General features: G+C 33.9%; 22 protein-coding genes and 4 pseudogenes. 11 read left to right on the forward strand and 15 right to left on the reverse strand.

Features of this window, described 5'->3' with window-relative positions; genetic code table 11:
• Positions 1-470: 470 nt before the first annotated feature.
• The 3 genes from CN288_RS23560 to CN288_RS23570 all read right to left on the reverse strand — a co-directional run bounded on the left by CN288_RS23560 (position 471) and on the right by CN288_RS23570 (position 2,041).
• Positions 471-968: a DinB family protein gene (locus CN288_RS23560; RefSeq protein WP_090690704.1), complete on the reverse strand. Its 498-nt coding sequence runs from the start codon at positions 966-968 to the stop codon at positions 471-473.
• 309 nt (positions 969-1,277) lie between these two features.
• Positions 1,278-1,628: a DUF4064 domain-containing protein gene (locus tag CN288_RS23565; RefSeq protein WP_090690707.1), complete on the reverse strand. Its 351-nt coding sequence runs from the start codon at positions 1,626-1,628 to the stop codon at positions 1,278-1,280.
• A 77-nt stretch (positions 1,629-1,705) separates the two neighbouring features.
• Entirely contained in the window at positions 1,706-2,041 is a 336-nt protein-coding gene (locus CN288_RS23570; protein WP_090690710.1) for a DUF4064 domain-containing protein, read from the reverse strand.
• 127 nt (positions 2,042-2,168) lie between these two features.
• On the opposite strand from CN288_RS23570, the pseudogene CN288_RS23575 reads away from it, so the two are divergent.
• Positions 2,169-2,280 (forward strand): annotated as a pseudogene (locus CN288_RS23575) (IS6 family transposase); the annotation flags it as partial.
• Between the two features lie 69 nt (positions 2,281-2,349).
• On the opposite strand, the gene CN288_RS23580 reads toward CN288_RS23575, so the two are convergent.
• Together CN288_RS23580 and CN288_RS23590 are read right to left on the reverse strand one after the other, a co-directional pair.
• Positions 2,350-3,657, reverse strand: coding sequence for a condensation domain-containing protein (locus CN288_RS23580; RefSeq protein WP_098303233.1), 1,308 nt, complete (start codon positions 3,655-3,657; stop codon positions 2,350-2,352).
• Positions 3,658-3,974: 317 nt separating this feature from the next.
• Positions 3,975-4,133 (reverse strand): annotated as a pseudogene (locus CN288_RS23590) (IS4 family transposase); the annotation flags it as partial.
• Between the two features lie 99 nt (positions 4,134-4,232).
• Here CN288_RS23590 and CN288_RS23595 point away from each other — a divergent pair.
• A pseudogene (locus tag CN288_RS23595) lies at positions 4,233-4,910 on the forward strand (Tn3 family transposase); the annotation flags it as partial.
• A gap of 393 nt (positions 4,911-5,303) precedes the next feature.
• Positions 5,304-6,734: pseudogene (locus CN288_RS23600) on the forward strand (MFS transporter).
• Positions 6,735-6,923: 189 nt separating this feature from the next.
• Here the strand turns inward: CN288_RS23600 and CN288_RS29865 are convergent.
• On the reverse strand, positions 6,924-7,397 hold the full coding sequence (locus CN288_RS29865; protein ID WP_255260048.1) for a hypothetical protein: 474 nt from the start codon (positions 7,395-7,397) through the stop codon (positions 6,924-6,926).
• A 63-nt stretch (positions 7,398-7,460) separates the two neighbouring features.
• On the opposite strand from CN288_RS29865, the gene CN288_RS23610 reads away from it, so the two are divergent.
• Together CN288_RS23610 and CN288_RS23615 are read left to right on the forward strand one after the other, a co-directional pair.
• Positions 7,461-7,775 (forward strand): hypothetical protein, encoded by a 315-nt coding sequence (locus CN288_RS23610; RefSeq protein ID WP_098303234.1) that lies wholly within the window; start codon positions 7,461-7,463, stop codon positions 7,773-7,775.
• Positions 7,776-7,886: 111 nt separating this feature from the next.
• A complete protein-coding gene (locus tag CN288_RS23615; RefSeq protein WP_098303235.1) occupies positions 7,887-8,195 on the forward strand; it encodes a hypothetical protein in 309 nt (102 codons plus the stop codon).
• A 167-nt stretch (positions 8,196-8,362) separates the two neighbouring features.
• On the opposite strand, the gene CN288_RS23620 is transcribed toward CN288_RS23615, so the two are convergent.
• The 3 genes from CN288_RS23620 to CN288_RS23630 all read right to left on the reverse strand — a co-directional run bounded on the left by CN288_RS23620 (position 8,363) and on the right by CN288_RS23630 (position 10,308).
• Positions 8,363-8,821, reverse strand: a complete 459-nt coding sequence (locus tag CN288_RS23620) for an NUDIX domain-containing protein (RefSeq protein ID WP_098303236.1) — start codon at positions 8,819-8,821, stop codon at positions 8,363-8,365.
• A gap of 63 nt (positions 8,822-8,884) precedes the next feature.
• Complete coding sequence (locus CN288_RS23625; protein ID WP_098303237.1) at positions 8,885-9,334, reverse strand: GNAT family N-acetyltransferase; 450 nt, start codon at positions 9,332-9,334, stop codon at positions 8,885-8,887.
• A 116-nt stretch (positions 9,335-9,450) separates the two neighbouring features.
• Positions 9,451-10,308 carry an alpha/beta fold hydrolase gene (locus CN288_RS23630; RefSeq protein ID WP_098303238.1) on the reverse strand — a complete coding sequence of 286 codons (858 nt, stop codon included), beginning with the start codon at positions 10,306-10,308 and terminating at the stop codon, positions 9,451-9,453.
• A 520-nt stretch (positions 10,309-10,828) separates the two neighbouring features.
• On the opposite strand from CN288_RS23630, the gene CN288_RS23635 reads away from it, so the two are divergent.
• Both CN288_RS23635 and CN288_RS23640 read left to right on the forward strand, forming a co-directional pair.
• Positions 10,829-11,188 carry a DUF3796 domain-containing protein gene (locus CN288_RS23635; protein WP_098303239.1) on the forward strand — a complete coding sequence of 120 codons (360 nt, stop codon included), beginning with the start codon at positions 10,829-10,831 and terminating at the stop codon, positions 11,186-11,188.
• Positions 11,178-11,378 carry a helix-turn-helix transcriptional regulator gene (locus tag CN288_RS23640; RefSeq protein WP_098303240.1) on the forward strand — a complete coding sequence of 67 codons (201 nt, stop codon included), beginning with the start codon at positions 11,178-11,180 and terminating at the stop codon, positions 11,376-11,378. Before CN288_RS23635 ends, CN288_RS23640 begins: the two co-directional genes overlap by 11 nt.
• 867 nt (positions 11,379-12,245) lie before the next feature.
• Here the strand turns inward: CN288_RS23640 and CN288_RS23645 are convergent.
• The 5 genes from CN288_RS23645 to CN288_RS23665 form a co-directional block, all read right to left on the reverse strand.
• Positions 12,246-12,479, reverse strand: a complete 234-nt coding sequence (locus CN288_RS23645; protein WP_026591492.1) for a DUF2187 family protein — start codon at positions 12,477-12,479, stop codon at positions 12,246-12,248.
• 41 nt (positions 12,480-12,520) lie between these two features.
• Positions 12,521-13,138: a recombinase family protein gene (locus CN288_RS23650; protein ID WP_098303241.1), complete on the reverse strand. Its 618-nt coding sequence runs from the start codon at positions 13,136-13,138 to the stop codon at positions 12,521-12,523.
• Positions 13,139-13,610: 472 nt separating this feature from the next.
• A complete protein-coding gene (locus CN288_RS23655) occupies positions 13,611-14,609 on the reverse strand; it encodes a S66 family peptidase (protein ID WP_098303242.1) in 999 nt (332 codons plus the stop codon).
• A 367-nt stretch (positions 14,610-14,976) separates the two neighbouring features.
• Positions 14,977-16,494 carry a serine hydrolase domain-containing protein gene (locus tag CN288_RS23660; RefSeq protein WP_098303243.1) on the reverse strand — a complete coding sequence of 506 codons (1,518 nt, stop codon included), beginning with the start codon at positions 16,492-16,494 and terminating at the stop codon, positions 14,977-14,979.
• A gap of 373 nt (positions 16,495-16,867) precedes the next feature.
• Complete coding sequence (locus CN288_RS23665; RefSeq protein ID WP_098303244.1) at positions 16,868-18,514, reverse strand: ABC transporter substrate-binding protein; 1,647 nt, start codon at positions 18,512-18,514, stop codon at positions 16,868-16,870.
• A gap of 102 nt (positions 18,515-18,616) precedes the next feature.
• Here CN288_RS23665 and CN288_RS23670 point away from each other — a divergent pair, with 102 nt between their 5' ends.
• Together CN288_RS23670 and CN288_RS23675 are read left to right on the forward strand one after the other, a co-directional pair.
• Positions 18,617-19,870, forward strand: coding sequence for an MDR family MFS transporter (locus CN288_RS23670; protein ID WP_098303245.1), 1,254 nt, complete (start codon positions 18,617-18,619; stop codon positions 19,868-19,870).
• A gap of 68 nt (positions 19,871-19,938) precedes the next feature.
• A complete protein-coding gene (locus CN288_RS23675; protein WP_098303246.1) occupies positions 19,939-20,118 on the forward strand; it encodes a hypothetical protein in 180 nt (59 codons plus the stop codon).
• A gap of 68 nt (positions 20,119-20,186) precedes the next feature.
• On the opposite strand, the gene bla is transcribed toward CN288_RS23675, so the two are convergent.
• Positions 20,187-21,107: a class A beta-lactamase gene (gene bla / locus CN288_RS23680; protein WP_441296570.1), complete on the reverse strand. Its 921-nt coding sequence runs from the start codon at positions 21,105-21,107 to the stop codon at positions 20,187-20,189.
• A gap of 347 nt (positions 21,108-21,454) precedes the next feature.
• Here bla and CN288_RS23685 point away from each other — a divergent pair, with 347 nt between their 5' ends.
• The gene (locus CN288_RS23685) at positions 21,455-23,227 is read left to right on the forward strand and encodes a BlaR1 family beta-lactam sensor/signal transducer (RefSeq protein WP_090692120.1); all 1,773 of its coding nucleotides are present in this window, start codon (positions 21,455-21,457) and stop codon (positions 23,225-23,227) included.
• 20 nt (positions 23,228-23,247) lie between these two features.
• Positions 23,248-23,631 (forward strand): penicillinase repressor BlaI, encoded by a 384-nt coding sequence (gene blaI, locus CN288_RS23690; RefSeq protein ID WP_026591499.1) that lies wholly within the window; start codon positions 23,248-23,250, stop codon positions 23,629-23,631.
• Positions 23,632-23,694: the final 63 nt, after the last annotated feature.

Below are 23,694 nucleotides of genomic sequence, written 5' to 3' on the forward strand. Positions count from 1 at the left end.
CAGGGGGGGGGGGGAGCAATGGAACTTTTTTACACAACAAATACTTTATCAAGACCTAAATCGTAAAAAGTCATAAAAAATAAGGAGTGAAACATATTAGTCATGTATAATATGTTTCACTCCTTTTACTTTTTCTTCAACAATCGCGCCCGATTGTTGAAGATGCTTATTGAAGAAAAGCACTCCTTTACTTTAAGTACAGGACTTCACAACCTTTTTTTACGGCTCATTAAACTCAATTCCTATTGTGTTGTACATGCAAAAAGACGCTTCTTATTTAAGAAAAGCGCCCGACTGTTAAACCATGAAATATGCGAAAGATCTCTCTAATTTATTTGACTATCACATCCGTTTAGCCATCCATAAAGCAGGAAAATCACCCACTTCACCATATAGAGAATGTAAAGGGGTTTCACACCTTCAATACTGCTTCTACGGCTAGGCGAGGAAGGTCGCTGAATTATGGTGCTTTAGGACCAATCAACGCCATCCCAAGAGGATTGCAACTTTCGCAACAGAACAATTTGGCCGAGATGATATGTATCGTGCATCATGATATTGCTGAGTAAACACTCAATAGAGTACCTGTTAGCTGCATACGGAACTTTTAACTTTTCATCGTCAAGGTCCGCAATGACCGTTTTTAATTTATTCATGACTTCATTGAGGCGCTGCACTGTCTGGGCCCACCCAATTTCGTCTTCTGGATCCCCCGGATTTCCAAAGGTTTCTTCATTGTCTTCTGCCTTATGCGGATTCTCTGTGACCTTAATTCGATGGATTATGTCTTCATTCCAAAATATCAAGTGGTTGACAATCTGCCAAATCGAATTGCTGATTCCCGAACTTGTCCATGCTGCCTCAGCTGCGCTGACTCCATGAAGCGCCTGATCCATGGATGCAAACCAATCATTCTCATGACAATGCATGTCTAGTTGTTCTAAAAACATTTTGGTTACAACTTGCATACAACCAATCTCCTCACTGTTTAGTGTGATTTTTCAAAGTTAAAAGACAAGAAAAATATTCTCAATGAAATACTCCAATCATTTATATTGAGAATACAACAAAACCATGATCACTATGACTTATTCGGCTCATCCAGCTTTTATTCCTTCATCATGACAAGTAAAGTACTCTATATCACAAATTTCATATGAACATCGCAACTTTATTTAAAATGTTATGTCTTTTTTATAAATATTCCAACAGTATTTCAATTCTATAATGTGTGTGATAAGAAAGTTTTTTGTTAGATTCATTAATCCGTTATTGTTTTAATTAGATTCCTGTTTTAAAGTTCTAAATGCAAATGCACCTGAAATGATTTGTAAAACCACTGGAAGGAATAACATAAATAAACCTAAAAACAATGAAATTATACTTAATACAATCATGCAAATACCATAAGTTTTATTATTTATTTTATTAACACAACAAGCTAATACTAATAGGCCTATTTGAATAATTAAGGCGATGCTAGAAGTAATGATAATATATTCTTCAATACCTCCAGAACTAGTATTAGAACTTGTGTAGGAGATACAACCAATTACAATTAATAAAGAAAGTAGGAGTCCTAAGATTCCTCCGATTAAGCCGATTACAAATTCTATAGTACGCTTCAAATTACAATACCACCCTTCAAAATACTATTTAAATTGGCCCTTATAAATTTACCATGATTTTGGAGTAGCTAAATATTTTAATTAGATTTTTGTCTTAAAGTTCGAAACGCTAATCCACCAGAAATAATTTGAAGAATTACTGGAATAAAGAAAAGGAATAATGACATAACCCATGTTACTAATGGGAGTAATATCATACAAAGTCCGTAGGCTATATTGTTAACCTTATTTACTGAACATGCTAAAACTAACAGCCCTATTTGAATAATTAATAAAATAGAGTAATAAGTCAAAACTTTATAATCAATATCACCATCCATAGCAGTAATAGCTATCATCAATAGAATAAGAGAACCTATAACTCCCAAAATACCACCAATTAAACCCAGTATAAATTCAGGTGTTCTTTTCATTTCTAATACCTTCCTAACTATTAATATATTATGTATTTAATGTCCATTTATCTATATTACCAAATGTAATTTGGAAAAACTATGCATAAATGTATTGGGTTTAATATTAGATGTATCTGTTCTGGTTCTGTTGGGAGTAGAAGCCATGCATATGATAAAAAAAACAGATTGATTTACGGGATCAGTCTGTCCAAAACCAGAAAGAATTCATCCATCAATTGCGTGGGCTTACAGTATAAAATACAATTCCGCTAGAAATATTTGCGCTATATTCTCTTTTATTTTATCTTTGCACCAGAACCTTACAATTATGATAGTTGATTAACCACACTTTCTAAAAATCTGTCTACTTTTTCTTCTGATGTATCCGGCGTATGATAACCAATCGTAAATGTAAGTCTTCCATTATAAGAGCTTGCCCCCATTGAAAAGAATGGTGCATACATAATGGGTGATGTCATATACCCATCCTCAGCTTGAACTTCACCAAACCTAATAGGTTCATCTGCAATCACCCCAAAATTTGTAAGTAACGGCAACGCCATCCCCATCTGTAAAGCCTGTTCGTATTGCTGATTATACATTTCCTTCACCACAGATAGCTTCATACCTGCCAGTAGCTCCATTCCTGCTGCTGAAGAAAGACCCGGATTTTGAGACTTTATTTTATCCATTGATTGTTTGACTCGAACGAGAGTCTGATTAAATGATTCATCATCTTCCATTTTAATCACTGGCATTTCCATACCGGATAAGTTGCAAATAGCACCAGTTGTATAATTAGGCAGATATCGACGTAAATCAATTGTTAAACCGATCATTTTTTCTACGGTGCGTGGTTCTGCATACACAGTGAAACGTGATAAAGCTCGGAAGTATGCAGTCATGATTGCATCATTCAAGGTAACCTGTTGTGCTTTTGTCCATTGGATTAGACGTAGAGTTTGCTCATAGCTCAACCGCCGTACGGACATTTTTGGATATGTATTTTTGTTCGGTTGAGATGGAAAAGACCATAACGATGCCTGTTGTTCTTGGTTAGGACGATACGCACTTTTTACGTCTGATATTCCAGTATATTTGAATACAGGTGATTGATCACGAAAACCCTCATTCCCCTCACCAAATTCCTTTATAATTTGATCCTTAGATTGTCCCAAGGAAAGTTGAGTATAAATTGCTCCCAGCAAATTAATATATTCCTTGACTCCTGCACCATCTGAACATAGATGAGATAATTTCACAACCAACATATCTGTTGTAGTGCCTCGTAATAATTTTGTTTGAACCATAGGCCCCTGAATACGATCTCCAGATTCCTTAATAAAATCTATTGTCATCATTTCAAGTTCTTGATCATTTCCTTCTGCAAAAAGACAAATAGGTGAGTTAGTACCCGATGAATGTTCCTCCCAGTAAGGAATATCATTTTCTACAAAACGGCTGTTCAAAACCGGCTGCAATTGTAACGTTATCCTTACTGATTGTTCAAGTATTTTCTTTGATATACCTACAGGAAAATAAAGAACTGCATTAATTTGTTGATCTGCAGAATAAAGACCTAATAAATAATTCATTCGATCTTGAGGTGTTACTGAATACTTTCTTTGTTCCATAATTTTGTCCCCCCCTTAAGGATATTTTTGGTTATAACCTCGTTCTCCATATAGTTGTAACTTTTCTAGCCATTTTTCTTCAAGAGCTAATAATGCTTATTTTTCGATTTTTCTTATGAAGGCATCTTTTCCGTACTGGTTCCATTCCTTTTGCAACTCTTTGTTGGTGGTATACCCATTTTTTATTGTTATTAACACTTCCTATCCCTTTTAAATAAAAATAAACACAAATTTATTTTGTTTATAAATACACAAACATTTTATAATAATGTTTGTGTATTTTCAATAAAAACCAAACGAATCATTTTTGTGTCTGTTAGGCATACACACAAAGATAAGAAATGGTGCCCATGGCACTTACGTTTTCGTTTCATCACACCAGCTTCTATAGCTAATTGATTAAATGTAGCTGGAGACATATATCGATACCATTCTTCGGCAAATAAAGATAATTCTTGTTTTGGATACGGATTCATAAAAAGAACGTCACTCCTTCTCATTCATATAAGAGAATAGTAACGTGCTTTTACCTTTAAAAAATAGAGCTAAATGCTTAAGTTGATAGACATTGGGTAGCACCACGTTACCGAGATATCTACAATACAGTTCGTACATCGTTGTATGGGTTTAAACATCCAAGCCAATATGAGGATGTATTGATCAAGCCCGTCCGGAAGATCAACATCAACCTGATTATGGAAGAGTGGGAAAATATTCAGCGGATCATATTGTCACTTGACCTGAAAACAACAACACAAAGCATCATAGTTGGAAAGCTTAGTGCTTATGCACGTAAAAATAAAACCAAACGTGCTTTGTGGGAGTACGACAATATCATCAAAAGTCTATATTTTCTTGAATATATCGATTCCGTATCAGTTCGTCGAAATGTACAACGCGCATTAAATCGAGGGGAAAGCTATCATAAATTGCGTAGAGCAGTATCCTATGCTAACTTTGGTAAACCCCGTTTCAAAACTGAACAAGATCAACAGCTATGGGGAGAGTGCAGCCGACTGCTTACGAATTGTATTATTTACTACAATGCTAGCATTTTGTCTAAAATGCTGACTTATGGGGAAAGAATGGAACGAGATTCAGATATGTTGAAACGGATTTCCCCGATTGCATGGCAACATATCAATCTTTATGGTCGCTACGAGTTTAATAAAAAACAAGAATCGATTGACATGAGCGAAATTATACAGGAATTGATCCAATCAAAGGTTATACCAAGTGTGGATTTGAAATAAGGTTGCATTGTTTTGAAAAAGTGAAACTGTTTTTAATGAATTAGGAACTGTTGAGCGATAATAGAATTGTTCCGTTAAGAGCCATTTAGTTTAACGAGCTGTGTTCCAATTAATTACTTCAATTAAATGGAATTTAATGTTAATATGGTAAAAATACTGGGGATTATTTTTACTAAGTTTTCTTTTATTTTTAATTAGTGAGATTCATCTATGGTTTATGTTAAAAAGAAGGTTTTAATATCAAAATAAAAATTTTCTTTAATAACCCAACATTTTTTATCACGCAAAATAAGTATTAAAAAAAGTGCAAAATAATATGGGGTGAGGATTTTGGTAACAAGCATGGATTTAGCCTCCTAAAATAACAACAAATAATTTTAGGAGGCTAATATAATGAAATTTAATATAAAGTCTAAAGAATTTAGTCCATCAAAAAAGGAAGTATCTACAAGGATCTTAATGATGGTACTCGCTCTATCTGTACTTGTGGCTGCTATAACGGTTGATTTGGTCAATCCAGTTCTTCCACTTATAAGCGAAGATTTAAAAGCTTCGAAAGCTCAAGTCAGTTGGGTGGTAAGTGGTATAGCACTCGTACTTGCTATTGGCGTTCCCATTTATGGGCGTATGTCGGACTTTTTTGAGTTGAGAAAGCTGTTCTCTTTTGCCATTTTGATATTGGCGATTGGAAGTCTTATCTGTGTACTTGCTCCTAACCTTCCCTTATTGGTTTTGGGACGAATGGTTCAAGGTGCTGGAATGTCAGCTATTCCGGTTCTTTCAGTCGTAGCCATTGCGAAGGTTTTTCCTGAAGGAAAACGAGGGGGTGCCCTAGGCCTCATAGCAGGATGTATCGGTGTCGGAACTGCTGCGGGTCCGATTTTTGGAGGATTAGTCGGTCAATTATTAGGTTGGCAATCTCTGTTCTGGTTCACGTTTTTGTTGTCCATCATTATCATTCTCGGTGCACTCTATGCACTCCCGACTATCACACCGACGTTAGAGGACGGGAGCCATCGGAGCTTTGATCTTATCGGTGGGATTTTGCTCGGACTTACAGTAGGTTTACTTCTTTTTGGCATAACACAGGGGGAGACGTTTGGTTTTTCTTCGTTCTCTTCGTTTGGTAGTCTAATTGGCTCTCTATTGGCTTTGTTAGGGTTTATCTGGCGCATTGTCACCGCAGAGAATCCATTTGTACCTCCTGTCCTGTTCAAAAATAAGTATTATGTAAATTCGGTAATCGTAGCGTTCTTTTCGATGTTTGCCTATTTTGCAGTTCTTGTTTTCGTTCCATTGCTGGTCGTAGAAGTGAATGGACTCTCTCCTGGAGAGGCAGGAATGATACTATTGTCGGGAGGTGCGCCTGTGGCGATTTTTTCTCCTTTTGTTGGTCGTATTTCTGATCGTTTGGGGACTAAACGTTTGATTATCGTAGGGCTGACAATTATGGGGATTTCAACTTTATTCTTGTCAACATTTGCTTCTGGAGCTTCTTCTATTTTGGTGTCAGCAGGAGTCCTAGGCGCAGGTATTGCCTTTGCGTTTCTAAATTCCTCAGCCAATAATGCTGCGGTAAGTTCCCTAGTGAAAGAACAAGTCGGAGTGGGAATGGGAATTTTCTAGGGTGCTTTGTACCTTGGAGCAGGTACAGGGGATGGAATTATTGGAGCAATATTATCAGCTCGACGAGAAGCTGATCATTCCATAAATCCTCTCTATGTACTGGACGCTGTATCGTACTCAGATGCATTCCTGGCAACGACAACCGCTGTGATCATCGCGCTAGTAGCCTCATTTGGATTGAGGGGCGACGGTCAGTAGCAGCATAGCCTTTTAGTTTCACGATTGTGGAAGAGAATCATAGGTAGATAATGATCAAACTTTTAAAGACGGTTGAGCTTACGAAATTCCTCCTGAATCTTTTACATTTCAGGAGGGATTTTCATAATAAACCTTTTCGGGGGGATATGCAAAAATACCCATTTTTTTGTTTAGAGTGTTATTAAATTCTTAAGTTGATGGATGTGTGGTGCTACCCCTATACTTTTTTACTTCTTTTACTAAATCATCTGCATTAGTAAATTGACTTTCTATAATAATTTTTTGAGCTCTTTCTTTAGATGCAGCAAAATTAAATTGTTCAGTTAAAGGAAGTGAAGAAATATCTAAACCATTCAATTTATCTAAGCTGTCTTGATGATTTCTCATACGCGGTCCCAAAAGCACATCATTTGCGTTGGCACCATAAAAATCAGGTGCTTCTTGAGAACCACGAAAAGCAATAACAACTTGTTTCGTTTCATCATTTTTATAAATAGTTGCATCAAAACTATTTTTTGGATTATGCAATGATACAGAAGTAGGTATTTCAACACGTTTCCAAGTTTCTAAATGGTCCCCAACTTCTACGTCAACACTAGGCTTATCTTTATAACTACCTCCTGATAAGCGAGCAAGAGCTTCATCACTAACAGAACTACTCATAGTTTCCCTCTCCTTAAAAAAGATTTATAGTATGAATTATAAAACAATTTCAGGAGGCAAAATATGGGTAATTTAAAAAAGAAAAATATTATCATTTTAATCATTTTAGCAATTATAACTTTAACTATAGGATGTACAGCCAAATTTATTCATGATAGAAATACTGCAAAAGAAAAAGCTACTAAAGTTGTAATACAGTACATGAAAAAAGAAAACAATATAGAACTTGTGGTAACCAATGTGAAAATTGAACACTTAGAACGTGAAGGTTTTATTACAGTTGGAGGATATGATAAAAATAATAAACAAAAAAGATATTACGTTGTAATAAATAAGATTCAAAATTACACAGTTGATTACTGGGGAGATGCTAAGTAAAAAATGAACTAATTGTAATTTATAATAAACTCCCAACAGCTAAATACATAAAATTAATTTTCAATAGATTTCAATGATACAAAAAAATCAAAAGATTTTTTGGGAGAAAATATGGATAAATTAAAAAAGAAAAATATTATCATTTTAGCAATTATAGTTTTAGCCATAGGCTCTACTTCATTAATTATTCACAATAGAAATACTGCAAAAGAAAAAGCTGCTGAATCTGCCATACAAACTATGAAAAAAGAAAAAAATATAGATTTCGTGGTAACGGATGTGAAAATTGAACACTTAGAACTCGAAGGTTTTATTACAGTTAAAGGATATGATAAAAATAATAAGCAACAAAAATTTTATGTTGTAGTAAATAAGATTCAAAATTATAAAGTTGATTATTGGGGAGGAAAAAACAACTGAATAAACCAAATTATTTCTATGTATATTCTATGTATACTCTATACATAACAAGTCAACATAACGTAACATTATCGGGATTCAATGTATTTAGAAGACTATTAAAAGTCCTCCAGATTGTTTAACTGGAGGACTTTTGTGTTCACATAATTATTGTTAGCGGAAGTTAGCTATTTAGCTTGTATAGACCAATGAAGGATTTTTTTATCAACGGGATCTAGTCCATCGATTGGGCTATTTAAATCCCATAATTTGATTGAATTTGTTTCCTCATTTTCTTGAAAGGGCTGTAATATACTTAAATTAGTTATATAAATTGCACTGTAACTTATATTTTCATTAGGTCTTTGAATCTTAATAAGTCCTCTAAATTTCAAGCTTTGAGCTTTTTGTGAGGTTTCCTCGTATAGTTCTCTTTTTGCACATTCTCGTAAAGACTCATTTTGTTCTCTTCCACCAGCTGGTAATTCCCATTGCTTTCGATATGTATTGAAACATAAGAGATATTTATCATTATAATTTGCGACTATAAAGGAACTACCTATAGGTGAATAATGATTTATAGCATGCTCTTCTATGTTTAGAAATTCTAATAAACTATAACCATGAGAATTAACTGCAATACTCATATATCGTTTCGCCTCCTTTCTTTTTTACATAAAATTCGAACTCGGAAGTCAATGAATCTCTTTTTATAAATTTAGATAATGCGTAGTATGGGGATAGATATCATCTTTTAGGAATCCTGTGGAGATGTAGAATTTGTCAGCCTGTTCTGTGTCTGTATAAAGTACCAAGACTTTATAATGCTTTCTTGCATCACAAATGATGGTATTTAACAGGAGCTTTCCTAGCCCATTTCTCCGACTATCCTTAGCAATATAAAATCTTCTTAATCGTCCAATTTCTTGTCTCTTTGAGGATGGGTCTATATTAAGCCCTCCAATACCAACTAATATATTTTCTTTGTTAAACACACCGTATAAGGATTCTCTGGGCTTATCAAAGGTGTTGATACCAGCCTTATAATCATTAACTAGTCTTTCAAGAAAACGAAAGCCATCTTTCTTGCTCTCTTGCACTAAATAAGTGAGATCATTATAAAAGAGATCTTGTATCTGTCTGACTTCAAAATCTTTCATATTTCCCTCCCTGATGATTAAGTTTATACACTATATTCTTGTTAAAAAAGAGTAATCCCTTTCTGTATACTCCATACATGCTTGGTTAACATAACGTCTCAATATCGGAAGTAAATTTAAGTTGTTTTTAGAGTAGGTATAGCTAATCCAAATTCCTGAATTGCACGCCTGAATTCCTCTTTGTTTTCTAAATAAGGATGATGTTTATCTTCTAAAATAGTAACGGACATATTAGGAAACTTAAATTTTTTATAATGATCTGGGCCAACAGCATCATCATACTTGCCACTAATTACGAGAGTTGGTACTGAAATTTCAGCTGTGATTCGAGTATAATCTTGAAAAAACTCAGGATCCGCATGTACATATTTACGAAAATCAGGACGGTGTTTAAGCTCTTTATCTAAGGTTTCTAAAACTTTAAGGTTTTTTCTATCTGTGAACTGTAAATCATAATACTTTCCCATTTCTAGCAGTTTTTCAGCTATTGCAAAGAAGTCTTTATAGAAAGAATCGATTGACACATAAGAATCCATAATATTATCTTCTTCTAACCAGCTTCTTCCTACATTCATTTGATGCATGTTTGACTCTCGCTTGTTTAGTGTACAATTAAGCAAGATTAAACTTAAGACACTGTCAGGGTGTTGTTTGGCGTAATTAGTAGCTAAAATACCACCAAATGAGTGTCCCATTACAATCCATTTATCTATCTTTAATTCTTGCCTTATTTCCTCAAGATCTAAAAGTAATCTTTTAAGTGAGTAATCCCCTTTCGGAGCGAGTGAAGAGCGACCACACCCCCGCTGATCAAGATAATGCATTTCCATAAAACTTTCCAAAAGAGGCCCGCCTGTCTGTTCAAAAGGATAACTCCAATAACCAGGACCTCCATGTAAGAAAATACAAGGTAATCCTTGTCCACTTTTGCTGATATGTAAGGTAGTACCATCACTTGTCATTAAATTTTTCATTTTATGAATCCTCCTTAAAATGAACTTTTCTTTATTAATAGTTCGTGACTGTTCCTTAGAAAACCTACCTTAAAAACCTGTATATTCTATACATACTCAGTTAGCATAACGCCTCAATATCGGTAGCAAGGATAAGATGGATCCCTACTCTCACAAAGAATCCCCGGCCTATCAACATTCTGTGAAACATCCTCTTCACCTACGTATGTAGTTTCTTATTCATCCCATTATATTAGTGGTTAAAAGCAAACATTGTCTTTATTTTTTTCCTCCATATGCATAAAATTCCTCATAAACTAACGGCTAGCTTATGGGATAATCATTAACTCAAGGCCAATTTATGTTTCCAATTCCGTTAGATAATTAGATAATCACCTATAAAAGTAAGTGTTTTCCGGCCAACTAATGCTTCCAAATGCAATCGACTTATGGGTAAAGTGACATTAAGTCCTTTTTATTTGCAAATTTATGTGATATATTTTTAACATAAGGAGCGAAATATATCACATAGGGGGATTGTATGAAAAATAAAATAGCTTATTTAGGATTTATCGGTTTTTTAGGTTTTTTGGGTCCTTTCACATTTTTAGGTGATATTACGTGGGCAGGTCTCTTATTCAGTTTCTTTTTCTTCTTCGCATATGCAAAAGTAGTACCAGATGAGCTTTTTATACTACATGTTCGCATCTCTGCTACAAGAGCTTTTTTCGTAGCATTGGTACTAGGTATCATACTAGTTTTGAGTATTTTTATTTTTGAAAATCTACATATAATTCGTTTCCTTGTTATTATTTCAGTTTTTGCACCATTAGGTACCTTCTTAGTTAATTTAGAAATATTTGAGCGTAGAGAAAAGAAAGGAATGCAAGATGCCACTTAAGACTCGAATGAAAGAATATAGAGTAAAGTTAAATATGTCTCAGGAAGATTTAGCTAATAAGGTTGGGGTTAGAAGAGAAACAATTGGCAATCTCGAAAACGGAAAATATAACCCTTCATTCAAACTTACTTATGATATTGCAAAGGTTTTGGAAGCGCCTATTGAGGCTCTGTTTTGGTTTGAAGAATAGATTAATTCTAGTACAAGTAAGTAAACTTTTGTAATTGATATGTTCATGAGTTTTGATCAATCTTTTTTATAAAATCTACATCCAGACTTTTAACATGGGAATCCATTTTGATTAATCTTGATATGCTCCCCATTAGGTAGACAGATAAAAAATAAAATTTGTTTTCCTCGAGGTGTATTTGTATCAAACTGACCCTTAATGCTAATGCCTTTATTCTCAAGTTTGTTGAAGGCTTGGTTCAGGATATTTACGTCTTAATTTGTTTAACTCTATATTTATTAGATAGATTTTATATAACAAGGAAAAAGTAGGGAAATGAACGACAAAACTGCACAGTTAATTTCTTTGGAATCTAGATGAAACTTATACCAAATTCAAGAGAATATTTTTTATCGTGCGATTAAAAATTGTCGTTGAGGCACAATTTAAGTATTGAAATTTTCTATACTTAGATGTATTATATTTTTGTATTTTTCTCTATCTGAAACAGAGAAAACATCATCACTTCTGAAAGGACCCGAACTTCAACGGGTTCTTTTTCTACTTGAATTCATTTCTGATGCATTGTATTATATTTTCATGTCTTACTTACATAAATCATTATCGGAAAGAATCTGCATTCGAGCAGATTCTTTTTTATGGGTTGGTATTTGCTTTTCTTAGCTTGATGGGTATGTATGGTGCCCCCTGCCAGAAAATAAATCATATCCTATAATTATGCTTATTTCACAACAATTTTAACTTCGGCCCCATCTGGTAATTCCTCACTTTATAGCCTAGATAGGAGCCAGCACCGCTATTATCAGCTGGTTTTATATTTCTCACTGTATTTAAAAAGATGCTCTTGGATTTCTCCAAGAACATCTTTCATAAAACTTCATTTTTCGCTTGTTTATCAGCTACCTTATGATAACAACCATGTTTTACTACTTGTCTAACATCAATTGATTCATTTTTTTCAGTTTCCACCATGTCTGAAATGTCTACAACAATTGTATTCGTTAAAATACTTACCACATATCCAGTTAATTGTAAGGAAGGATTCTCTCGATAAGGGAATCGAACGTAATCCCCAACTTCTACTTTTGTTGTAAGTTTCATATAGTAACCTCCTAAATCAACATTAATTATTCAGTAGATTTTTATCTTTTTGTTTCTTCATACTGCTTCGCAAGTTTGTAAAATGAAGAACGTTTGATACCATATTTCTCCATAGCCCCTACTGCTGTAATGGCACCAGATTTCCATTCTTTATAGGCTGTAATGAATTCTGCTGTAATTTCTACTGGAGGACGTCCTAAACGTCTCCCTTGCTTCTCGGTCAGGGCGATTCCCTCCGCTTGCCGTTGTTTAATAGCATAACGCTCTTTTTCTGCAAAAGCAGATAAAATTGTAAGAGTTGCTTTTTGAATAGCACTTTGAATGACATCATTCGTAGTCTCACCTTTGTAATTTACATTAATGAACGGTTCTTTTATAAATTGTAAGTTAATCTCATGCCTTTCGTAGTATCTGAATTCTTCTAAGACATCGTTCATACTTCTTCCCAGTCTAGTTAAAGAATCAAATACAATAGTATCTCCTATACGAACTAAACGTTTTAACATTTGATAATTTTCACGTTTCATGTTTTTACCGGATTGTTTATCAATGAAAATATCTCGATCCTCTATCCCTAAATCCTTCATATTCTGAATTTGCCGTTCTTCATTTTGATCTTTACTTGAAACTCGTACATATCCAAATTTTTTATGTTTCATGTGATGCACCTCATCAAAAATTATAGCAAAAACATCTGTAAATGTGCAATTAATATACAGACATCTGTAAAATAAGAAGAGGGCATTTACGGATGTAATTTTTTATAGTTTTATATATATCTGTAAAAGTATACCTTTACAAATGGATGGTCGCTTTTCCCATTAGAGAAAGTAATATTCCAGTTGATATTTTAGAAAACATGGAATTTCCAGTGCTAGATAGTCTCTATTTAGCCGAAAAATAGCCTTAGCGTACACCAAATATCTTAACTTATGTCCAAATCGTGTCTAAACGTACAATTTTCTTTTTTTGATACGGTGAGGCCATGCCCATCAACTTAAGATTTTTCACTGCCCCTATAAGGGGTACCGCCAGCATTTTGGAAAAAACCCACGTTAAGAGCAAATTGGGATATTAAAAGGACTGATTAATCCATGTTTAGGTTAATCAGTCTTTTAGTATTTAATGGAGTTAATTTATCCAATCTTCAAGAATTGTTAATGTTTTATTTGCTGCATCCATCTCTATTTGTATACCAATTGGGACAGTTAACATCGGGTGAGTATGGCAACAATCAAATTCTGCAATAAAGGGCAGGCTAATACCATTTAAAACCTCTAATAGAATTTCATATGGTTTTTTATTTGTACCATTATCGTTAAACTGTTCATGTTTTCCGAGGATTAAACCAGAAATTTTATCAAATATTCCATTGACCTTAAGTAATGAAAAACTTCTTTCAATAGTAGCAGCATCTTTTGTTGTATCCTCGATAAGAAGGATATCCCCTTTTTTTATCTCTGGCATATACTCGCTACCCCAAATACCAGTTAAAGTGTCTAAATTCCCTCCAATTAACCTTCCTGTTGCTTTTCCGGTATTTACACAAACCCAATCATTTTTTATAGGTTGTTTTTCCTTAATTTTTTCTTCCCAGTTGATAAATTCATCTGTCCAATAAGGTGGCTTTTTAATATAGTATGGTAGTTTTTGTTTTTCTTCCAGCATGTCGCTGAAATATTCGTATGTAAAATTAACAAATGGCTCAAATTCACCAAATGAAGGGATTAATGCAGGTCCATAAAATGTATTTATCCCAGTTTTTGCGTATATTCCTAGTAATATCGCAGTAACATCTGAATAACCTATCATTATTTTAGGATTTTTTATAAATGCCTCATAATCAATATAAGGCAATATTGAATTTGAATTCATTCCACCAATGGTTGACATTATACATTTGATGCTAGGGTTTCTTATTAATTCATTAAGTTCTTCTGCTCTCTCTTTAATGCTTCCAGCTCGGTAGTTATCATGTTTACCAGTTAAATTTCCTTCTATTATATTAAATCCCTTGCTCATCAGAAATTTTTTTGCTCGATCAAATCTTTTAGGTGCTGTATAAGTTGCTGGTGATGAAGGGGAATAGATTCCAATTAGATCACCTTTTTGTAATTTGCTGAGTTTCATTGCTTTATCTCTCCCTTAAATGGTATCTGCATTGAAACGAAGAACTAATGCAAATAGTCTTACAATTAATTGTACCTTATATTAATTATTACCGCGCATGTATGTAGAATTAATACAACACAATTTAAAACAAGGTTCAAATAACTCAAAAGCTCTTAACGTGGTTTTTTTCCAAAATGCTGGCGATACCCCATCGCTTTCAAGCTAAGGTTTTATACTGCCCCAAAAACAATAATTTTGTATACTTTTACTCTAGGGATGTCAATTTCACTATATTTAGGGTATTTATTTTTACTAACTTGATGGACATGTGGAGTCGTCTCCCTTATAAACCCTTAAGTATTTATAATCAAATATATGTTTTTGATTATATCATTGTCTGATTATTGTTTTTTATATTACTTCGAATTTTCGGGAAAAACCCACTAATTAATAATGCCACAATCCACGTCATTATTAGAATAAAAGTTATTGTATTTCCGGAATTTAAACTTAAAACCTTCCACAAATAGGTAGTACAAAATACGAGCATAGCAGTAATAATAAGTAAAAATGTTCTAACTACTAATCCGATGTAAGATTTCTTCTCATGCTTAATAATAAAAGTTCTTTTACCTTTGTACAATCTAATCACAAACAGCAGCAAATATACACCAAGTGTGCCTCCAATAACAATTGATATAATTGAGTTGTTTTTTCTTTGCTCAGCTAGAGAGAAGTAACTTTCAGGTAATTTTCCAGTTTCATATTCAATCCATGCGTGGTAAATATCCTGTCGTAAGTCTATACCACCTTCACTATTCGTAAGAATTACCAATCCATCCTTTGTATTAGGAATGAAACCATAAAAAGAATGCCAGCCTCGATTGTCACCAGAATGATAAATTAATTTCCATTGATTAGATAACTTTTTTTCAAATACACCTAAACCATTCTCACCTAATACCAGCTTTTGCATTTCATCGACACGTTCATTTTTAATGACAGCATTACCTTTATTATTTGCATCCATGCTTGCAAGTATCAATGTCATCATATCGGTAACATTTGTCTTGAGGCCTGCAGCAGCCTGTTCGGTAAATTGGTAACTAGGAAGTTCCTCTCCAAAATATCCATAGGCTTTCGAAAGATTAGGATTTTCAGGACGTTGTATGAATGAACTAGATCTCATTCCTAAAGGTTTCATAATTTGTTCTTCCATATAACGATCAAAAGATATTCCGGTAACCTCTTCAATTACAAGTTGTAAAATTGTATATCCGCCACCAGAGTAAATTGCTTCTGAACCTGGTTTATTGGTAACCTCCACTGGTTCATTAAGCCACCCTTTTCCAGACAGAGACTCCTCGATAGAATCAAGATGTTTCCCTGGTGCAACCCCAAGGTATCCTTTATGTGCAGACAGCCCCGCTGTATGGCTTAATAATCTTCTTATCGTGACTTCATTATTATTGAACTCTGAATTAGGTAATTTCCATTTGGTTAGAAATTTTCCAACGGGATCATCTAGTGATAAACGACCTTCATCTACAAGATGTAGGATTCCCCACGCTGTAAGGCTTTTAGATATGGAACCAGCCTGAAACAAAGTATCATCACTCACCGCTTTTTTTGTCTTTTTATCTACATAACCGTAGTTAAGTGTATAAGCAATACGCCCCTCATGTACAATTCCTATTGCAACCCCTGGTACATCATAATCTTCCTGCCATTTTGGTACCTGTTCATCCATCTTTTTCTTGAAGTTTTCTATACTCCTAGCAGTCAATGCGCCCGATTCTGCCCTCACCACTTTCGTAAACCACGCTTCATTCGTAATTAATATGAAAATAATTAAACATAAAATGCTTTTGAAAATTATCGATGCTTTTTTCCTATTCTTCATTTACTCTACCCCTTTTTTTTCAGAATATTCTCTCCGTTATTCAGGGTACCTCATTCGAATATCCATTTCTATCGATTTTTATTACCTAACCTTACAAAATTGTAATAAAAATCAACAAAACATATTAATCAGTGACTTTACTGTCCTTTATCCACGGGCAATGAATTTAATCCACAAAATAGACATGGGGTTATTTATTGTTTAAATTAATGCCCCTAAGATACTAGTTTAGTAGACCTGATATCTATATTTCCGTACCCTTAAAAAATTTATAATAAAAAAGGTAAAATCGTGGAATACGATTTTACCTTTGACATAAGGGAAATTAAATGGGTTGATAATTATTACAAGTGGATTAGGTTTCTTGTGAGTTTCAAATTAAAGGTTTCACCCAAAGTTGAGAAAAATCCACATATCCAAAATATTTCATCTTAATATTCGTTAAATCTGATGAAAAAGGAATTTGACGTGTATCATAGTATAAGGGAACCATAATAGAGGATTCTATCAGTTCTTTTTCAAGATTCGCATTTAATGAAGCCCACTTTTCAAAATTTGTATGTTTGTATTTAGAAAGGTGTTTTTTTAGTGATTTATTTGTTTTTAAAACTTTAGCCAGTGGTGAATATCTAGCTGTTAAAAAATAATAAAATGATATCTCTTGATTCATCTCGAATACTTCACCATGAATAAAGAGATCAACTTGTTCATTAAGTTTTTCATCCCTAAGATAGTTTTCAAATGGAACCCATTTAACTTGAAAAGGTATATTTTCTTTTTCTAAGATATTCATTAACCATTTTGTTGTCGCTTCTGTATACTGAGTCGCTTTTATAATAAGTGGTTCTTTAAATTCGGGACGTTTTCTTTTTGGAATATCGATTTGATGATCTATGTCTTTTAAACAGCTTTTGATATTTGAAATTTTTTGAGTATCATATTTATGAATATGATTCATATTGTTAACGATAATAGAATGTAAATAATTACGAACATCTATGTGTTGAATTGACGAATTACGCCAAGCATTCATAATTATAACGCCGAAACCTGAATTCTTTTCTACTTGAAATGTAGAATTACTTTTATGATGTCTGGAAGATTGATAAATAGTATCAAATTCTAGAGGGACCTGAATGAATTCTACTGTATCTAGCAAAGGTCTTTCTTGAAAATAATCATGAAATGCTATCAATGATGTTTTCTCCAGGTTATTCTCTCCTATATAAAAACCACCGGTTCCTATGATTTGGCCGTTATTTTCCTTATAAATGCTTGTATTTATCATGCATAACATTTGTAAACAATAACTACAACTATCTGGATAATGTATATCAATAATTAATGGTGATACAATCTCTATTTTTTCTATGGGTAACCATAAGTCTTTATAATATTTATGACTACGTAGTTTTGAGAGACATAGTTTCACGTCAGCCGCTGTTAAGATGGATCCATCATGAAATTTTATAGACTTTTTTAAATATAGTCTAAGCTTAGATTGAGTTAAATCCCAACTGTGAGCTATTTCAGGGAATATGTTCCCCTTTTCATCCATATAAACAAGTCGATTGAAAACGTTCGCGACAATATGTGCACTATGTACATCGGCAGCCTCGAGCGGGTGTGTTGTTAAAAAGGGCTCTCTTCTAGGAATAATTAATTTATCATCCGAATTATGTATATAGCCAAATTTTGAATGAAACTTAGTCATCAAGCGTAGTTTACTGTTTGGAGACCAATTATATAGTAAATATTTACTGCTTTTTTCAACAGGCTGTTGATCCATAATTTCCATTACTTGTGACTCATAGATTTTTTCTATATTTTTTAACCATTGAAGAGAGGAGGAATTTCCTCTGCCTTTTCCAGAAGTGAAAGTCAGCCAACCTTCATCCATCCATTTATGTAAGTAACGTACTGTTTGCTTTGTACTTAAATTTAAAAAATCTGCTAGGTCTTGTATTTTTATATTTCCTGAAGAAAATGATTGCCATAGATTCAGTAAATTTTTATCCATTTTCCTATCTCCTTTTATAAGTGGACATGTTTTTCTGAATATGTCCATTTTTAGTTTGATAAGTCTAGTTTAATATAACATTAGACAAAAGGAGGAGATACGATGAATTGGAAAGACTTTGAGCAAAATATAAAAGTACGCTTAATTACATCGTTTTTTAATCGTGCTGTTACATCAGCAGTAATGCCCTTTATGGCATTGTTTTTTGCTCACGAAATAAATAAAGTATGGGCCGGATCATTTTTAATCTTAACAGTTATATTAAGTTTTGTTTCAAATTTAATTGGAGGTTACATGTCAGATCGCTTTCAACGAAAGAAAATCTTATTGTTAACTTCATTTTCTAGTACTTTAATGTTTTTATTCATGACTTTAAGCTTATATCCTACAGATAAGATGCTTTGGTTATTTGCTATTGCTTATGTAGGTTTTATAATATCTAGCAGTCTTGGGCGCCCATCCATGCAAGCTATCATCATAGACTCAACTACACCAGAAAATCGAAAGGCTATTTATACAATTGACTATTGGCTTATGAATCTTTCTATGGCAATTGGTGCAGCATTAGGTGGTTTCTTATACATTAATCACCAAAAAGAGTTGTTTATATTACTGACTTTTGTTTCTGCTACATTACCGATTGCTTATAAAATTTGGCTAGTTGCAGAAGTTAAAGAGTGCCTAGAAAAAAGGCATGGAAATATAGTACTTGATCTAATTCAAAACTATAAAGTTGCTATTCAAGATAGAGCATTTTTAAGAGTTGTAATAGGGTCTACCTGCATATTTGCGGCAGAGTTTTCTTTAAACAGCTATATTGGTGTACGACTTTCAGAAACATTCAATCCAATAAGCATTGGGAACTTTGAAATAGTAGGAGTGAGGATGCTAAGTATTCTTAACATACAAAATATGCTTTTAGTAGTATGTTTAACGTTTATTGTAAATAAATTTACAGATCGCCTAAGTGGAAAAAAAGCGTTACTTTTAGGCCTTGTGCTCTATGGTGTAGGCTATGTGACAGTAACATCTGCAAACACTTGGTACGTACTGATTATTTTTAATTTTATTGCCACTGTTGGTGAACTTGTCTACTCCCCAATCAGAAATACAGAACAAGCTAATATGATTCCGGCTGATAAAAGAGGATCGTATTCAGCTTTTGCAGGTCTATCAGATATTGGCGCGGATCTAATTGCAAGAATGACTATTATCGTTGGTGCATTCTTGGTTCCTACGATGATGTCTGTTTACATTGGTATCATTGTAATAATGGGGACATTTCTCTTATATAATGGACTGTTCTTTAGAACTAATATTCAGTCTCAGGAAAAATTGAATAAAATGTCATCATAATATAATACTTTTAATGAAAAAACACGCTATTCTTTCTGTAGAATCATAGGAAAGGATGGGGTTTTTGTATGTCTATTTCTGTATCTGATGAATTACAACTATTTGCTCAAGAGATTCAAAGCTTTTTATCTCCAAATATCTTACGAGATCTTAATAGCGATGTGGCGAGACCCCTATCTAATATAATGGATTACTATTTTTATAACGGAAATGATAATCATGCAAAAAACCGATTCTCTTTACAATAAAAAGAATCGGTTTCTAGTTTTATCCTCTAGATAATATTGCACTAATGAATGCGGAAACTGGGATATTATTACTTGAGAGCATTAATTGTAATCGTGGCAGCCTGCGCGATCAGTTCATTATCATAGGTAGCATCCTTTGTATCACGACTGGACAGAATTGCAATGATAATGGGTTCTCTATTCGGTGGCCAAACGATTGCAATATCATTTCGTGTTCCGTAGCTTCCGGCTCCTGATTTATCAGCGACTTCCCAGTCTTTTGGTACGCCAGCGCGGATGAGTTTGTCTCCTGTAGCGTTTCCGTGCATCCAATCCGTAAGAATTTTACGTTTGTCAGCTGGGAGTGCATTTCCAACTGTGAAAGCCTTAAGATCGGTAGCAAGTGCTTTAGCTGTACTTGTATCACGGATGTCACCAGGAATAGCTTCATTTAAATCTGTCTCAAAGCGATCTGCCTGGGTAACTCTATCACCAATCTGTTTGAGCGCTGTTTCAAATCCTTCAGGCCCGCCTAGTTCCTTAAATAAAAGGTTCCCTGCGGTATTATCACTGTAACGAACGGCAGCTTCTGCAATCTCTCCAAGTGTCATACCAGTATCTACATATTTCTCTGTAATGGGTGAATATTCAACTAAATCATCTTTTGTATAAGTGATAACTTCGTTTAATTTGTCAATTGGATTTTGCATTAGCAATGCTCCTGCAGCTAATGCCTTATATGTTGATGCGAAAGCAAACCGTTCATTTTGTTTATAAGAAACTGTTCGATTTGTACCAGTATCAATTGCATAGATACCTAGTCGAGCATCGAACTTTTTCTCAAGTTGAGCGTACTTTTGATGAGTCGCATGATTTATATGCTTTGTTTTTTCTTTTGCTTCCACTTGCAATGGTTCACCTGTAAAGAGTTTTACACTTGCAAGACTTAAACTTAGTATACCAACACACATCCCTATTTTTAGCACCCTTTTACTTTTCAAAATGATCATTCCTTTCAGACTTTTAATACTTAAAACAAATGTTAAATTAGATACAATGTACACAATTCGAATAACAGTTTTTACCATTACATGTAAATCCCCCCATTTATTGATTAGACTCTTATGTACGAATTGAAAAAACAACCGTATTTAAGGCGTTTCAAAAGATTACAGATGTATCAATACTACAAATGTAGTTCTTTACTACATTTGTAGTACCGCCACATCTGTAGTATAGTATTACATATGTAATTGGATTGAGTCAACTTTTTATTTTCCCCCATCAAGCTACTATAAATATGCTATATACCTGTTTTAAAAAATTTTAAAATCCAAGAGAGTTGGTGTTGAAGGACATGTTTTTAACGCATTTTATAATTGGTTTATTGGTGTCTTCATTTTCCATTACTGTTATTCTACTTATAAGAAAATGGTTCGGCAGACAACTGACAGAAAAATGGCATTATCATTTATGGATGTTTCTTTTTATCGCTTTAGCACTTCCATTCATACCTACTCATTTATATAATTTTAGTTTTCTCTTTAGCGATGGGGATACATATCAGACTAATGTGCTCAGTACTGATATGGGGATAAATGGAACTAATATGATACAGGGATTAAATCTAATACAAGACTTTTCTGTATCTGTCAATCGGCCAGATCTATCCTTACTTAATGTGGGAGTAATGGGAGTATGGATGTCAGGGGTGCTATTATTTACTTTTACCACGGTTCGTGGATGGATAAAACTTAGAAGGATAAAGAATTATTCTTCTACGTTTTCTAATCAAGAAGTTCTCGTGCTTTTCGAAGAATGCAAGAAAAGACTACAGATTAAAAAATCAATAAAAATTGTTATTTCCAAAAGAGTCCAATCTCCAATGATATTCGGACTTTTTCAAACATATATCGTCTTACCTTCTCAGCATGAAAACTGGCTCAGCTTAAAACATTACGAGTACATCTTTCTTCATGAACTGAATCACTATAAAAACAAGGATCTGCTGACAAATTACGTGATATTGTTCTATCAAATCATTTATTGGTTTAATCCCCTTGTCTGGCTTGCTTTTAGAGAAATGAGATTAGATCGGGAAATCGTATGTGATACATCTGTTTTACATTTGCTAGATGATAATTCATTTAGTGAGTATGGACATACAATCATTAATTTTGTGGATCTTTCAAAACGATCAAGTAAGCTACCATTAGTAACACAAATAAACGGTTCGAAGAGTCAAATCAAAAAACGAATTGAACAAATTGCTACCTATAAGCCTGGCGCAAAGAAATCAATAAGAAAAAGCGTCTTTATTTATGTATTGGCTAGTATCATTTTGACAGTCCAATTACCTGTCATTTCCGTATTTGCGACGGAGAACGACCGATACTATTTTAATAATGACGGAACAGTTTATGAGGATTTACATCAATTCTTTAAAGGGTATGAAGGAAGTTTTGTTTTATATGATCAGAGTGCAAAACAATATCGCATTTATAATGAAGAGAAAAGTACGTTGCGGGTATCACCTGATTCCACATACAAAATCTATAGTGCCTTATTTGCACTAGAATCAAATGTGATATCATCAGAAGAATCCACTATTCCATGGAATGGGATAGTGCAATCCTATGACGCTTGGAATATGGATCAAGATGTCTCATCTGCTTTAAAAAAATCTGTAAACTGGTATTTCCAAGAACTAGATCGTAGAACAGGGTTTGAAACAATCCAAGCCAATCTACAAGATATACACTATGGAAACTCAAATGTATCTGGGGGATTAGGTGAATTTTGGCACGAATCCTCATTAAAAATTTCCCCAGTTGAGCAAGTGCAACTGTTGCAGGCTTTTTATAACAATCAATTAGGATATAAGGAAACTCATATCCAAGCTTTAAAGGAAGCACTGCTCTTAGAAAAGAATGAAGAAGCTCGCCTATCAGGAAAAACAGGTACAGGAACAGTGAATGGAAAAAACATCAATGGTTGGTTTATCGGATATGTTGAGACGAAGAACAATACTTATTTCTTCGCTACCAATATACAAAATGAAGATGATGCATCTGGAAGCAAGGCTGTAGAAATTACTTTATCAATTTTAAAAGATTTAGGAATCTATTAAAGAAAATGGAGGAGATAAATATGGAGAAAAATATTCCTAGTATATCAGAATCAGAGTGGGAAATCATGAACGTGCTTTGGGATGAAGCTCCTCAAACAGCAAATGACATTATACTCTCCTTACAGGAGCGTACTGATTGGAAGCCGACAACTATACGTACTCTTCTCGATCGGTTGGTTCAAAAAGATGTAGTAGGTGTCAATAAAGATCTAAGAGTTTACACCTTTTACCCGCTTTATATACAGGAAGAGTGCCAGCGTGCCGAAGCCGAATCATTTATTAAGCGTATCTATGGAGGTACTTTAAAATCCATGCTTGCCCAATTCATTCAGGAAGATACCCTATCTGATGATGATATTAACGAACTACGCCTTATTTTAGATAAGAAACCTAAAAAGCAATAATATAAAAAAAGCGATTTGGAATTTTTCCAAATCGCTTTTTTCGGTCGAACTCTAAATAGCGGA

The organism is Bacillus sp. AFS023182 (assembly GCF_002560575.1).
Classification (GTDB): domain Bacteria; phylum Bacillota; class Bacilli; order Bacillales; family Bacillaceae_G; genus Bacillus_A; species Bacillus_A arachidis.